We start from the raw sequence: 12,988 nt of genomic DNA on the forward strand, positions 1-12,988 counted from the left end.
TCATGAATCTCTCCCAGACCCCGCTCGCCCTGGCCGTGACGACAACCCGCACCACCTGCCCCTATTGCGGCGTGGGCTGCGGCGTGACGGCATCGCTGAAAGAGGACGGCAGCCTGGGCATCAAGGGCGACGAGCAGCACCCCGCCAACCTCGGCCGCCTGTGCGTGAAGGGCTCGGCCCTGGGCGAGACCGTCGATCTCGATGGCCGCCTGCTGCACCCGCAGCGCCGCAACGCCCAGGGCGAACTGGAGCAGGTGTCCTGGGACGATGCCCTGGACGAAGTCGCCGGCAAGTTCGCCGCCATCATCGCCGAACACGGGCCGGATGCGGTAGCCCTGTATGTCTCCGGGCAGTTGCTGACCGAGGACTACTACATCGCCAACAAGCTCATGAAGGGCTATATCGGCAGCGCCAACATCGACACCAATTCGCGTCTGTGCATGTCCTCGGCCGTGGCCGGCCACAAGCGCGCCTTCGGCGAAGATCTGGTGCCGATCTGCTACGAAGACCTGGAACTGGCCGACCTGGTGGTGCTGGTGGGATCGAACGCTGCCTGGTGCCACCCCATCCTGTTCCAGCGCATCGCCCGCCTGAAGGAAACCCGCCCCGCGATGCGCCTGATCGTCATCGACCCGCGCCGCACCGCCACCTGCGAACTGGCTGACCTGCACCTGCCGATCAAGGCCGGCACCGATGTCTGGCTGTTCAACGGCCTGATGAGTTACCTGGCCCATCGCGGCCTGCGCAACAACACCTTCATCGGCGCCCATACCAACGGCTTCGACGATGCCCTGGCGGTGGCCGACGCCGACTGCGCCGATCCCGCCACCGTCGCACGCATCTGCAAGGTGGACCTGCAGGACCTGCTGGCCTTCTACCAGGCCTTTGCCGACACCGACAAGGTCGTCACCGGTTTCTCGATGGGCGTGAACCAGTCGTCCGCCGGTACCGACAAGGTCAACAGCATCATCAACTGCCACCTCGCCACCGGCCGCATCGGCAAGCCCGGCATGGGACCGTTTTCCATCACCGGCCAGCCCAACGCCATGGGCGGACGCGAAGTCGGCGGCCTGGCCAACATGCTGGCGGCCCACATGGACCTGGAGCAGCCGCTGCACCGCGAGATCGTGCAAGACTTCTGGCAATCCCCGCGCATCGCCGACCAACCCGGTCTGAAGGCGGTGGACATGTTCCGCGCCATCGAGGACGGCCGCATCAAGGCGGTGTGGATCATGGCCACCAACCCCATGGTGAGCCTGCCCGACGCCGACCTGGTGCAACGCGCCCTGCAGAAATGCGAACTGGTGGTGGCCTCGGACGTGGTCACCCAGACCGACACCAATGCCTTCGCCCACCTGCTGCTGCCGGCCCTGGCCTGGGGCGAGAAGGATGGCACGGTCACCAATTCCGAACGCCGCATCTCGCGCCAGCGCGCCTTCCTGAGCGCCCCCGGCGAAGCGCGCGGCGACTGGCACACCCTGTGCGAGGTGGCGCAGCGCATGGGCTTCGAGGGTTTCGACTTCGACGGCCCGCATGCCATCTTCGACGAACACGCCCGCCTGTCGGCCTATCGCAATGGCGAGGCCGACGTTGAGACTGAACCGGGCAAAGTGCGCCGCGTCTTCAACCTGGCCGGCCTGACCGGCCTGGAGCGCAGCGGCTACGACACCCTGGCACCGATCCAGTGGCCGGTGCAGCGCCTGTCCGATGGCAGCGTGGCCGGCACGGCGCGGGTGCTGCAGGACTACCGATTCAGTACCGCCGACGGCCGTGCGCGTTTTGTGCCGACCGCGCCGCGCAGCCCGCTGCATGCCGCCTGCGAAGACTACCCGCTGATCCTCAACACCGGCCGCGTGCGCGACCACTGGCACACCATGACGCGCACCGGCAAATCGGCCACCCTGGGCAGCCACATCGCCGAATCCTTCATCGACATCCATCCCCAGGACGCCCTGCTCTACGGCCTGCGCGAAGGCGGTCTGGCGCGCATCAGCAGCCGCTGGGGCGCCATGGTGGCGCGGGTGCAGCACGGCGGCGGCATCCCGCGTGGCGCGGTCTTCGTGCCCATCCACTGGAACAGCCAGTCGGCCTCGGACGCCCGCGTGGGCGCGGTGGTCAACCCGGTGGTCGACCCGGTCTCGGGCGAGCCCGAGTTCAAGCACACGCCGGTGGCCATCGAAGAATTCCGCGTCGGCTGGCACGGCTTCATCCTCACCCGCCATACGCTGGCACTGGACGACATCACCCACTGGACCCGCGTGCAGGGCCGCGACTTCCTGCGCTATGAGCTGGCCGGCCGCAACCAGATCAACGACCACACCGCCTGGGCGCGCAGCCTGCTGGGCGTGCGCGACGACGACGCCGACTGGCTGGAATATGAAGACCTGAGTGACGGCAGCTATCGTGCCGTGCATGTGGTGGATGACCGCATCGACATGTGCCTGTTCATGTCCGCCCGCCCCGACCTGCCCTCGCGCTCCTGGCTGGCCGGCCTGTTCGCCAAGGACAAGCTGGAAGAAGCTGACCGCGTCGGCCTGCTGGTGGGCCAGCCCATCGAAAAAGGCGCCGACACCGGCCCCACCGTCTGCTCCTGCTTTGGCGTGGGCCGCAACACCATCTGCGACGCCATCAAGAAGCAGGGCCTGGAAGAGGTCAGCCAGGTCACGGCCTGCCTGAAGGCCGGCGGCAACTGCGGCTCCTGCGTGCCAGAGATCAAGAAACTACTGGTGGAAATCAAGCTGCAGAAAGTGGCCGAAGCCCGGGAGGGAGCGGCGGTTTCCTGATTGTTTTTAAGCTTGCTTGCAATCGTTGTTGACCGTTCGCGAAAGATGCTGCTATTATCTCGCTTCTCGGAGTGTAGCGCAGCCCGGTAGCGCACCTGGTTTGGGACCAGGGGGTCCAAGGTTCGAATCCTTGTACTCCGACCACACTTGAAAAACGGGCTGTTTTTACAGCCCGTTTTCCTTTTCTGGCTCGCTGGTGGAATTGCGGTGACGCACTGATGCAGTAGCGCCCGCCCTTCCCGCCGGCCACGCCGAACTGCCCTTAGCTCAACTGGATAGAGCAATGGCCTTCTAAGCCATAGGTCGGGGGTTCGAGTCCCTCAGGGCAGGCCATATCTTTGGCACATTTCCATTGCACATCAAGCACTTAGTGATTCGTCAGGCGAGATACATTCGCCACGATGACGCCTCCGTATTACACATCTGCCACAGCAAAACTGCACAACCAGGAACCGCCCCTCCTCCGGGACACTGGTGCTGAGGCACGTGCATGGGCGGCCACGGCAAAAAAAAGACGACCCGCAGGTCGTCGTTTTCTCGTGGCATTTGCTGCCGGTGCCGCCGGACTATACGGGGCCGTGCCGTCGATCAGGAATCAGTTGCTCAATGCCCACTTGCCTGCATCGTTCTTGCAATAGCGCAATTTCAGTGGCTCGGTCCCGCGCTTGCTGCTGACCACCAGGTCCACCTTGGCGCAGGGCTTGGTGCCTTGCTCGAAGGTCGGCGTGATCTTGGCCGTGGTGGAGGGCTTTGGGCCATCGGTCCACTGCGAGGTCTTGCCGCTCACGCCTGCATCCAGCGACGTCGTGATGGCGGCATAGAGGGAGTTGATCTGTTCCTTCTGCAGATCGGCCACGGCGGTATTGGCGAAGAAGTCCAGGTTCGCCTGCGCGTGCGCCTGATGGCTCAGGGCGGCGCAGATCAGCCCAGCTTGGGCGACCAGCTTCAGGAAGCGGAAGCGGGAGTGAGTAGGCTTGTTCATGGCTTGCTCGTTTCTCGAAATCGGGAGGTGAATGGCGCCGTCCGCCATCAGGGGATGGGGAGCGACGTTCCAGACCGTGTTTATACCAGATGTCATGGCGCCTCCAAACTGGCGCTTGCAAGGTAAAGCTCCCGCTTTTCCCGCTTTGTGCTGTGCCCCGGCTCGTCATAATGCGCCAGACTGGGCATGCGTCGTACGCGTCTCAGACCTGCCGCACAGCGCCGGCACAAATGATTGCAGCGATGCATTTCCAATACAAATACAAGGGGTAGCGATGAAGTCATGCCTGATGCGTACCAGCATGGTGCTGGGAATACTGAGCGCCGTGTTGTCCATCCTGCCTGCGCCGGCGGGGGCACAGAGCCCTGCCACAACGGCCGTACAGGCGGTGGCGTCCGGCGTGCGTGTCCAACTGATTGGCCGCTGGGATGTCGACAAGCTCAATACCATTCTGCAAAAGGACACGCCGGCCTTCTCCGGCGTTCCCGTCACCTACTCGCCCGCGCGCAACGCCGTGCTGCTGTATCGGGTGATCTATCCCTCAGTGATCCCGGAGCGCGGCAACCAGCCCATCCTGGCTTCCGGCCTGCTGGCCCTGCCTGATACCCCGGCCAAGTCCTACCCGCTGGTCTCCTACCAGCATGGCACGGTGTATGGGCGCCAGCAGGTGCCGTCCTTCCCCGAGCAATCGCCTGAAACGCAATTGATGATTGCCCAGTTTGCCGGCCAGGGCTATGCACTCATCGGCGCGGATTATTTCGGCATGGGTATTTCCGGCGAGCCGGAGGGCTACATGGTCAAGGGCAGCCATCAGCAAGCCACCTATGACATGCTGCTGGCCGCGCGCAGCGTGCTGGCCAGCATGGGCGTGCGCGAGGACAAGCTGTTTCTTTCAGGCTGGTCCCAGGGCGGTTTCGTGACCATGGCCTTCCTGGAAAAGCTGGAAGCGGCCGGCATCAAGGTCGATGCAGCCACCACCGCCAGTGCACCGCTGGATGTCTTCGCGCTGCTCGAAGGTTTTCTCACCTATCCCCGTCCCAATGATGCGGACTGGCTCAACAGCATCGTGATCCTGTCGGCCTTCGCCTTCGAAAACTATTACGGCGTACCTGGTCTGGCACGCTCGGTGCTCAACGACGCCTCCTACGAGGTCGCACAGAAAGCCTACAATCGCCAGCCCTTCAACGTGGCCGACATCCCCACCGACCTGCACAAGCTGATGCGGCCGGAATATTTCGATCCGCAATACTTCGCCCGATCCGCCTATGGTCGCCTGATCGCGACCACCCAGGCCTATCGCTGGGTGATCCGCTCCGATGTGCGCAATTACTATGGCGAATCGGATGAAGCCATCACCCCCGGCGTGGGCCGCATGGCGATGGCGTATGCACAGGCCATGGGTGCCGGCAATCCGCATGTGCAGGCAGTGTCCACCGGACCGACCACGCATCGCGGGACCTTTGCCACGGCCGTGCCCTCCTGGAAACGCTGGTTCGATGACAAGGTGGCGGGCAAGTAAGGAGTCGGCCTGGCGGCGCATGCCGGGCCACTCAACGACTGACTTTTGCTGATGCAATTGGGGCAGCCGTGTTGTTCGGCGCCATCGTTGATCCTCGTTGGTTCTGGATCTGCCATGGTGAGGGCGATACGGCGAGCCGGGACGCAGCGCCCCCGTCAGCTAAAGACTACGGCTCCGGCAAGGCATTCAGTCCGGCGACAGCAATGCGCCGTACCCATCAGCGAGTGACCGTCGCATCAGACGGTATCGGTCAACGATGCTTCCCATCAGGGAAACGTCAACTCCAACCCAAACATTTTCGCGACGTCATACGTCACTACCCCCAACCCCACCAGCAGCACCAAAAAGATCGCAATCACCGTCACCGCTCCCCGCAGTACGACGCGCATCTCCTTGCCTTTTTCCTTTTCTTTCTTCCCTTGGTCGTAGTGCCATTTGATGGCGTAGAACATGCCCGTGCAAAGCACGACGAGCTTGAAGACGACGAAGACGATAGGGACCCAATCCATGATGCGTGTTTTCCAGTTGCGGGCAGTGACGAAAAAAGCCGATAGCGCTGCAGTTGCCTGAGCGCTATCGGATACCACCACAGTCAAAACCCTTGTTGATGGGGCGCCCTCCACTGCGGCGCCAGCCTTGAATCCGAAGTCGGGCCTGTTCCCACTCAATCTGCGAGATGCGCAGATTGAGTGGGAACAGGCCCCAGCACAGGTGTGTCACTGTCCCGGTAACACTTGTTTTTAGCCATTCTAACCAGCTAGCGTCCATACATCCAGAAGACAAGATCCATACAAGATCGTGATCCAGCCCCGATGCCCGGATTCAGCGCCCTTCCCCCTGCCCTGTGCAGGCCAGCCAGCAGGATAGCAAAGTGACCGACAGCGTGTCTGCCTGCATGCCGCCATGCAGACAGGACGGCCGCACCCATTCCCGCCATTTGTCGTTAGGAAAATAAAAGGAAATAGTCCTGATCCCCGCCCCTCGCTAGACTCCCGCAGAGGCAGGCCGGCTGCTCCCTCACCCAGGGCTGCCCGCTCAATCCTGCGGCACCCAGGTGTGGGTTCCCGGCAGGTCGGACTGGAACTGCTCCAGCACCCTGATCTCGACCGGCTTGGGGGTATTGTCGCCCTGCCCCTGGATCTTCACGATGTCCTGCGGACAGGCTGAAAAAGCGACGAAGCAATCCATCTCCGCGCGCAGGGTGATGAAGTCGCCCGGCTTGGTCACCGTGGGCAGGGTCTTGAGGGTGATGCCGTCGGGCTGGACGCGGATGTTCATGAAGATGTTGAACGAGGCCAGGTTGGGCCGTGGCGGGGTCACGCCCAGTTCGAACATGCCCTCGAACATGTTGTCGCAGCAATTGCGGTGGTAGTGCTGCACGCCCAGCAATTCGTAGCGGCGGCGGTCGCAGGCGGCCATGAAGGTGTCATGCACGCCCGGCGTGGCATCCTCCACCACGGTGAGGATGGGGTGGCGCTGGTTGGTCACGAAGCTGTCGCCGAGCACCGGGTTGAGCCGCTGGTTCCAGACGCGGGTGGTCTCCATGCACATGTATTCGGCCAGGTCGTAGGCATTCCATGCCCAGCAGTCGACCACCTGGGTGCCGTGCGTGTTGATGACGCGCACGGCCTGCCCGGCCTGCAGTCGCACGGCCTTGCCGTGGCCGGCGGGAACGGTAATGGAAGCGGGAGAAGTCATGATGTCGGGGTTCCTGGGTTGAAGCGTTGAAGAAACTGGCGCAGCCGCGCCGAAGACGGTTGATCGATCACCTGCGCAGGCGGCCCCATCTCGACGATCCTGCCGCCGTCCATGAAGACCACCACGTCGGCCACGTCGCGCGCAAAGGCCACCTCGTGCGTGACCACGATCATGGTGGTCTGGGCGGCCGCCAGGGCGCGCATCACGGCCAGCACCTCGCCGACCAGCTCGGGGTCGAGGGCCGAGGTGGGTTCGTCGAAAAGAATCACCTCCGGCGCCATCGCCAGCATGCGGGCGATGCCTACCCGTTGCTGTTGCCCGCCCGACAGCGCGGCCGGCATCGCTGTGTGCTTGCCGGCCAGGCCGACCTTGCGCAGTGCTTCGGCGGCGATGTCGCTGGCCTTCAGGCGCGGAATGCCCTTGACCGAGATCAGGCCTTCCATGACGTTGTCGATCACGCTCATGTGTGGCCACAGGTTGAAGCTCTGGAACACCATGCCGATGCGGCTGCGCTGGGCACGGATCTCGCGCGCGGGACGGGGCTGCAGTCGCTGGTGCGGCCCTTCCCGCATGCCCACGCGCTCATCGCCGATCCAGACCTCGCCGGCGTCGGGCGGCGCCAGCCAGTTCAGGCAGCGCAGCAGGGTCGACTTCCCCGATCCGGAGGGACCGAGGATGCAGACCACCTTGCCGCGCTCGATATCGAGGCTGACGCCGTCGAGGATGCGTTGCGGGCCGAAGGACTTGACGATGTTGCGAACGCGCAGGGCGATCGCGCCACCGGAGGGGGAATTCGGTTCGGTCGGGTTCATGGCGTGCGAGCGGATGAGGAGGATGAAATGCCATGGGACTGGACGCCATGGGCGATGGCAATGCGCTGCTCCCAGCGTCGCGTCAGCGCATGCAGCAAGCCGGTGGCGGCCCAGTACACCAGGGCCACCATGCAATAGACTTCCAGCGGCGCATAGGTCTCGGCTACCACGCTCTTGGCGGCGAACATGAATTCATGCACCGAGATCACCGACAGCAATGCGGAATCCTTGAACAGGCCGATACCCAGACCGGTCAGGGTCGGCAGCAGCAGGGGCAAGGCCTGGGGCGCCACGATCCGGCGTGCGATGGCCAGCGGCGGCATGCCGATGGCGACCGCCGCTTCCACCGTGCCCCGGGGCAGGCCGTCGATGGCGGCCTGGATCACCTGGGCGATGTAGGGCGCGTAATAGATGGCCAGCGTCAACACCCCCACCAGCGGCGCCGGCAGCAGCAGGCCGAAGTCGGGCAGTACGTAGAAGCTCACATAGAGCAGCACCAGCAAGGGCAAGGCCAGGGTGACGGCGATATAGGCATCGATGAGCACGGCCAGCGGCCGCGGTCCCATGCGTCGCAACACCACCAGCACGATGCCCAGCAGGCAGGCCAGCACGGCACTGCTTGCGCACAGCCAGAAGGTGTCCACCAGACCGCCCAGCAGGGCCGGGACGTGCGGGCGCAGGATACCGGGATCGAAGGCCATGTCAGCTTCTCCCCGGAGTGGCAGGGCTGGTCAGTCGGGTCTGCCCGGACCGCGGCACCCGGCTCAGGTGCTTGCCCAGTGCCAGGACCGGCAGCACGACGGCGAGATAGCCGATGCTCACGATCAGCATGATCTGGGACGAGGTATAGGTGCGGGCAATCACCATCTGCCCGGCGTAGGTCAGCTCGGTCACGGCCACCACCGAGGCCAGCGGCGTGGTCTTGAGCAGGATCGTGAATTCATTGACCAGCGCCGGGATGCTGGCCTTGAGCACCTGCGGCATCACGATGCGCGTGGCGATGCGCCAGGGCGCCATGCCCAGCGCAGTGGCGGCCTCGATCTGGCCGCGAGCGACGACGCGCAGGTTGCCGCGCAGGATTTCAGCGGTGTAGGCGCCGCTGTTGAGGCCCAGCGTCAACGCCGCCGCCAGCAGCGGATGACCGCCCAGCCCGATCAGTGGCAGCGAGAAGAACACCAGGAACAACTGCACCAGCGCGGGCGTGCCGCGCATGAAACTGATGTAGAGCCGCACCAGCCAGCGCAGCGGAGCCAGCGGCGCCAGTTGCAGGGCCAGCGCCAGGTGACCCCAGGCCAGACTGCCGATGGCACCCAGCACGGTGAGTGAGACCGTCATCATCCAGCCGTCGAGCAGCGCGGGAAAACTCTGGATCACCTGGGGACTAAACCACATGCGCGCGCTCCGTTGCCTACAGGGCGTTCAGTTCTTCGGCGGTGGCCACTTCCAGCGCCCCCGGTCGGTCGTTGCCGGGCACGCCGGTACAACAGGCCGAGACCACGAAGACCATGTCGGCCACCACCCGGCAGGCGATGAAGTCGCCGGCCCGGGTGCGACTGGGCAAGGGAATGATACGGCCCTGCTGGTCCAGATCGACATGCATGAAGAGATTGATCGGGTCGGGCAGGCGCGGCGGCGTCAGGCCCTGCTCCTGGATGACGGCCGAGACCGACTCCACGCAGCCGGTCTGGCCGGCATAGCCGTTGGCGGCCAGCCAGGCGGTGGTGGAAGCCGGCATGAGCAGGTCGTGCGTGCCGACGCTGTCCTTGCCCAGCACCATCAGCGCGCGACGTCGGTTGCTGACGATGCGCATGCCCGCCTGCAGGACATAGGAATTGCTGAAGACGCGGGTATGGTGCACCGACATGAAGATGTCAGGCTGGGCGCGATCGAAGGCGAACAGCATGGCGGTGGCGCCGTCCTCGCACGCTTCGATGCGCAGGATCTGGCCGGCCTTGACGTCGATGGCGCGGCTTTCGCCGGCCGGCACCACCAGGCGCGCGGGTGGCAGAGGCTGGCGGGGCGGGGTTTCTTTGAGCAGCAGCATGATGGTCAGTCGGTGGACGCCGCGGCACGGCGGTGCGGATCGGCGTCATGGATGGAAATGCCAATATCGGTGACCCGCAGGCCGTTGCCGGGAATGATGTCCTGCGGGCAGGACGAGACGGCGCAGAGCAGGTCTTCCAGCACCTCGAAGGTGATGTGATCCCCCGGCTTGCTGGTCGGGTCGGTGACCTGCATGCGGCGGTCCGGGGTGACCGGGCCGTTCTGGAAGAGATTGAAGGGCTCCGGCACGTCGAACTTGGACAGGCCGTGCAGCGCCAGGCCTTCGTGCATGTTGTCCAGGCAATTGCGGTGACCGATCACGTTGAAGTCGACCGTGAAACGGGTATCGTCGCAGGCCGGAACATTGGCATCATGCACGCCGACGGTGTCGGCCACCACGCGCAGCAGCGGCCGGTCCAGCGAGGAGTACAGATGGTCGCCGACGTCGAAGAAGATCGACTGCAGCCTGCGGCGGGTATGCGTGGGCGAGAGTTTCTCGCTCTTGTCACCGGCGACGACGGCCACGAAATCGGCCGCCTGCTGACCCTCGACATCGGTGATGGTGAGGAACTGGCCGGCCTTGACTTCAAAGGTCCGGCCATGACCGGCGGGGACGGTCAGGGAGTGGGTGTGGTTACACATGCTGGCAGGTCGTATTGGGCGCTTATTTGGCGGGAATGAAATCGGCATCGGGCGTGGCGAAGGTGACGCCCAGGTATTGCTGCTGCAGGCGGGCCAGTTCGCCACTTTTCTTCATGGCCAGGATCTGGTCGCTGACGGCCTTGTTCAGGCGCGTATCTTCCGGACGGGTGGCCAGGGCGATCCACTGCGAGGGGCCCAGTTCGCCGGTGATCTTCATCTTGCCGGGGTGCTGCTTGATGACGTCGGCCAGCACGGTCAGGTCATCGAAGACGAAGTCGGCGCGGCGGGTCATGAGGGCGGCCACGGTCTGGTCAACGCTATCGACGCTGAGCAGGGTGATCGGCGCCAGCCCCTTGGCCTTGAGCGTGTTGTTGAACTGCTTGAGGATGCCCTCGGGCGCGCTGCCGGTCTTGACCGCCCCGGTCAGGCCGGCCAGCGATTCCGGCGTGGGCTTGGCGGGAATCTTGGTGAAGTCATCGCGCACCAGGGGGCCGTTGACGGTCTTGCCGGTCGGCACCACGTAGGCGATGCGCTTGGCGCGTTCGGCCGTCACGTTCAATGCCGAGCCTTCCATGTCGAAGGAACCTGACAACAGGCCGGGAATGATGCCGCTGAAGGCCATGCGCTGGTATTCGATCTTCACGCCCAGGCTCCTGGCCACCGCCGCCAGCACGGCCGGGTGGTAGCCCACGATGGCGTTGGAGGCATCGGTGTATTCATAGGGCGCGAAGGTCGGATCGATGGCAACGATCATCTTGCCACGGCTCTTGATGTCGTCCAGCGTGTCGGCATGGGCGGCGACGCTGCAGAACAGCAGTGCGGAAAGCAGATAGCGGGACAGACGTGGTGCGGACATGAGCGGCTCCTGGAGGTTGAGGGACGATGGGATCGCACAGGCGATCCGGGCAAGCACGATCATGCAATGCATGTTTCATGCCAATCAATCTTGAAACTCTAGTTTCCTACGGGGAATGCCATGAAACACCAGATTCAACCAGGAAAAATCTGAAATATCTGTTTCACGACTGCACCGGGGACGTACAATGCCTCTCGTTCCATGGCAGCACCGGTCCGCACAGGACAGGTGCGCCGCACCGCACTGGAATGATTCTTGCACCAACCCGCACCATCCCAGACCAGGCCGTCCAGACAACCATGGCAAGCATTCCCAGCAAGAAAAACAAGGCCTCGGCCTCCATCGAAAGCCGCATCGCGGCGCTGTACGAACAGCTTTCCGGAATCGACCAGCGGCTGGCCGATATCATCCTCAGCGCACCGGGTCAGCTGGCCATGCAGACGGCCACCGAGTTGGCCGAAAGCGCGCAGGTGTCCAAGGCCACCGCCACCCGCTTTTTCCAGAAACTTGGCTATGCGTCCTACGACGATGCCCGGGAAGACGCGCGCGCGGCATTGATGGGAGGGTCGCCCCTGTATCTGCAGAAGCGCGGAGAGAAGGAAGCCCGAAGCGGGCTCGGCGCCACCATCGAGGCGCACCTGAACCATGAAGTCGCCAACCTGGCCAATACCTACCGCTCGCTGGACCCGCAGGTCCTGACCGATGCGGTCAATGGCATTGCCAATGCGCAGCGCGTGGCGATCATCGGTTATCGCCATAGCCATACGATCGCGCAGATGATCCGGCGCGAACTGATCCAGGTGCGCAGCAATGTGCTGGTGCTGCCGGCACCAGGGGATACGCTGGCCGAGTACCTGGGCGACCTGGGCGAGCGCGACATGGCCATTGTGATCGGTCTGCGCCGCCGGGTGCCGGCGATCTCACTGGCGATGGACGCCCTGGCCGAGGCCGGCGTGAAGACCCTGTACGTGTCCGATGTGATTGCCGGCAAGCCGGCCCGGCGTGCCGACTGGGTGATCCGCTGCCATACCGATGGCATGATGCTGTTCGACAGCGTGGTGGCCGTCTCCGCGATGATCAACCTGATCTGTTCGCTGACGGCCGAACGGCTGCGCGAACGCGGCAATGGCCACCTGCAGCGGGTGGAGGTGCTGCACCAGAAGTTGAAGGAACTGGAATGACGCGACCGGCCTGAGCGGCCGTCCGCCATCCACCCTGCCCCTCCCCCGCCTTCCGTCCTGGCGTCAGGGATGCAGCGACAGTCCCTTGGTGGCCTTGTCCACCGCCTTCTTGCCACCGCGCAGGGCCAATCCCACCAGATTCATGGATGCCGGGTCTTCTGCCAGAAAGACCTCGCGATTGGCGTCGTCATGGCCGGTGGAGAACATCGCCTGCACATAGGGGGCGACGATCAGCTCACGCTCCAGGCCGATGCGATGGGCTGCCTGCAGCCCCTGCAGGTCGGCCTCGAAGATCAGGATGGGTTGGCCGCACAGAGCGGTGTAGTGCTTCCCGGCGGCATCGACATAGGGCGTGCCCAGAGCTTGCGGCGCGGCGGCGACGATGCCGGTGGCCAGGAATGCGGTGACGTTCAGGCGTTGCCACACGGGCAGGTCATTGCGCACCAGGATGGCGATTTTGGTATCGAACATG

Annotated in this window: 13 protein-coding genes and 2 tRNA genes; 5 read left to right on the forward strand and 10 right to left on the reverse strand. The window is 64.2% G+C overall.

Going from position 1 to position 12,988, the window contains the following annotated elements; all coding sequences use genetic code 11:
- Positions 1 to 2: 2 nt before the first annotated feature.
- The 3 genes from I5R65_RS11530 (at position 3) to I5R65_RS11540 (ending at position 3,116) form a co-directional block, all read left to right on the forward strand.
- Positions 3 to 2,783, forward strand: coding sequence for a nitrate reductase (locus I5R65_RS11530; protein ID WP_180669828.1), 2,781 nt, complete (start codon positions 3 to 5; stop codon positions 2,781 to 2,783).
- A 67-nt stretch (positions 2,784 to 2,850) separates the two neighbouring features.
- Positions 2,851 to 2,927: transfer RNA gene (locus I5R65_RS11535), tRNA-Pro, on the forward strand.
- 112 nt (positions 2,928 to 3,039) lie between these two features.
- Positions 3,040 to 3,116: transfer RNA gene (locus I5R65_RS11540), tRNA-Arg, on the forward strand.
- Between the two features lie 262 nt (positions 3,117 to 3,378).
- On the opposite strand, the gene I5R65_RS11545 is transcribed toward I5R65_RS11540, so the two are convergent.
- Positions 3,379 to 3,765: a hypothetical protein gene (locus I5R65_RS11545; RefSeq protein WP_180669830.1), complete on the reverse strand. Its 387-nt coding sequence runs from the start codon at positions 3,763 to 3,765 to the stop codon at positions 3,379 to 3,381.
- 274 nt (positions 3,766 to 4,039) lie between these two features.
- Here I5R65_RS11545 and I5R65_RS11550 point away from each other — a divergent pair, with 274 nt between their 5' ends.
- Positions 4,040 to 5,284 carry a S9 family peptidase gene (locus I5R65_RS11550; protein WP_231395153.1) on the forward strand — a complete coding sequence of 415 codons (1,245 nt, stop codon included), beginning with the start codon at positions 4,040 to 4,042 and terminating at the stop codon, positions 5,282 to 5,284.
- Between the two features lie 266 nt (positions 5,285 to 5,550).
- Here the strand turns inward: I5R65_RS11550 and I5R65_RS11555 are convergent, their stop codons facing one another.
- The 8 genes from I5R65_RS11555 to I5R65_RS11590 form a co-directional block, all read right to left on the reverse strand.
- Positions 5,551 to 5,793 (reverse strand): hypothetical protein, encoded by a 243-nt coding sequence (locus I5R65_RS11555; protein WP_180669832.1) that lies wholly within the window; start codon positions 5,791 to 5,793, stop codon positions 5,551 to 5,553.
- A 526-nt stretch (positions 5,794 to 6,319) separates the two neighbouring features.
- Positions 6,320 to 6,982: a DUF1989 domain-containing protein gene (locus I5R65_RS11560; RefSeq protein WP_180669834.1), complete on the reverse strand. Its 663-nt coding sequence runs from the start codon at positions 6,980 to 6,982 to the stop codon at positions 6,320 to 6,322.
- A complete protein-coding gene (locus tag I5R65_RS11565) occupies positions 6,979 to 7,794 on the reverse strand; it encodes an amino acid ABC transporter ATP-binding protein (RefSeq protein WP_180669836.1) in 816 nt (271 codons plus the stop codon). The genes I5R65_RS11560 and I5R65_RS11565 overlap by 4 nt, the downstream gene beginning before the upstream one ends.
- Positions 7,791 to 8,495: an amino acid ABC transporter permease gene (locus I5R65_RS11570; RefSeq protein WP_180669838.1), complete on the reverse strand. Its 705-nt coding sequence runs from the start codon at positions 8,493 to 8,495 to the stop codon at positions 7,791 to 7,793. The genes I5R65_RS11565 and I5R65_RS11570 overlap by 4 nt, the downstream gene beginning before the upstream one ends.
- 1 nt (position 8,496) lies before the next feature.
- On the reverse strand, positions 8,497 to 9,186 hold the full coding sequence (locus I5R65_RS11575) for an amino acid ABC transporter permease (RefSeq protein WP_180669840.1): 690 nt from the start codon (positions 9,184 to 9,186) through the stop codon (positions 8,497 to 8,499).
- A 16-nt stretch (positions 9,187 to 9,202) separates the two neighbouring features.
- Positions 9,203 to 9,838, reverse strand: coding sequence for an urea carboxylase-associated family protein (locus tag I5R65_RS11580; protein WP_180669842.1), 636 nt, complete (start codon positions 9,836 to 9,838; stop codon positions 9,203 to 9,205).
- 5 nt (positions 9,839 to 9,843) lie between these two features.
- The gene (locus I5R65_RS11585) at positions 9,844 to 10,479 is read right to left on the reverse strand and encodes a DUF1989 domain-containing protein (RefSeq protein WP_180669844.1); all 636 of its coding nucleotides are present in this window, start codon (positions 10,477 to 10,479) and stop codon (positions 9,844 to 9,846) included.
- A gap of 22 nt (positions 10,480 to 10,501) precedes the next feature.
- Positions 10,502 to 11,335: a transporter substrate-binding domain-containing protein gene (locus I5R65_RS11590; RefSeq protein ID WP_180669846.1), complete on the reverse strand. Its 834-nt coding sequence runs from the start codon at positions 11,333 to 11,335 to the stop codon at positions 10,502 to 10,504.
- Positions 11,336 to 11,634: 299 nt separating this feature from the next.
- Between I5R65_RS11590 and I5R65_RS11595 the strand changes: the two genes are divergently transcribed.
- Entirely contained in the window at positions 11,635 to 12,516 is an 882-nt protein-coding gene (locus tag I5R65_RS11595) for a MurR/RpiR family transcriptional regulator (RefSeq protein WP_180669848.1), read from the forward strand.
- A gap of 63 nt (positions 12,517 to 12,579) precedes the next feature.
- Here I5R65_RS11595 and I5R65_RS11600 read toward each other — a convergent pair whose 3' ends face one another.
- Positions 12,580 to 12,987: a DUF2000 family protein gene (locus tag I5R65_RS11600; protein WP_180669850.1), complete on the reverse strand. Its 408-nt coding sequence runs from the start codon at positions 12,985 to 12,987 to the stop codon at positions 12,580 to 12,582.
- Between the last annotated feature and the right edge of the window lies 1 nt (position 12,988).

It is taken from the genome of Herbaspirillum sp. AP02 (assembly GCF_015767275.1).
Lineage (GTDB): Bacteria > Pseudomonadota > Gammaproteobacteria > Burkholderiales > Burkholderiaceae_D > Herbaspirillum.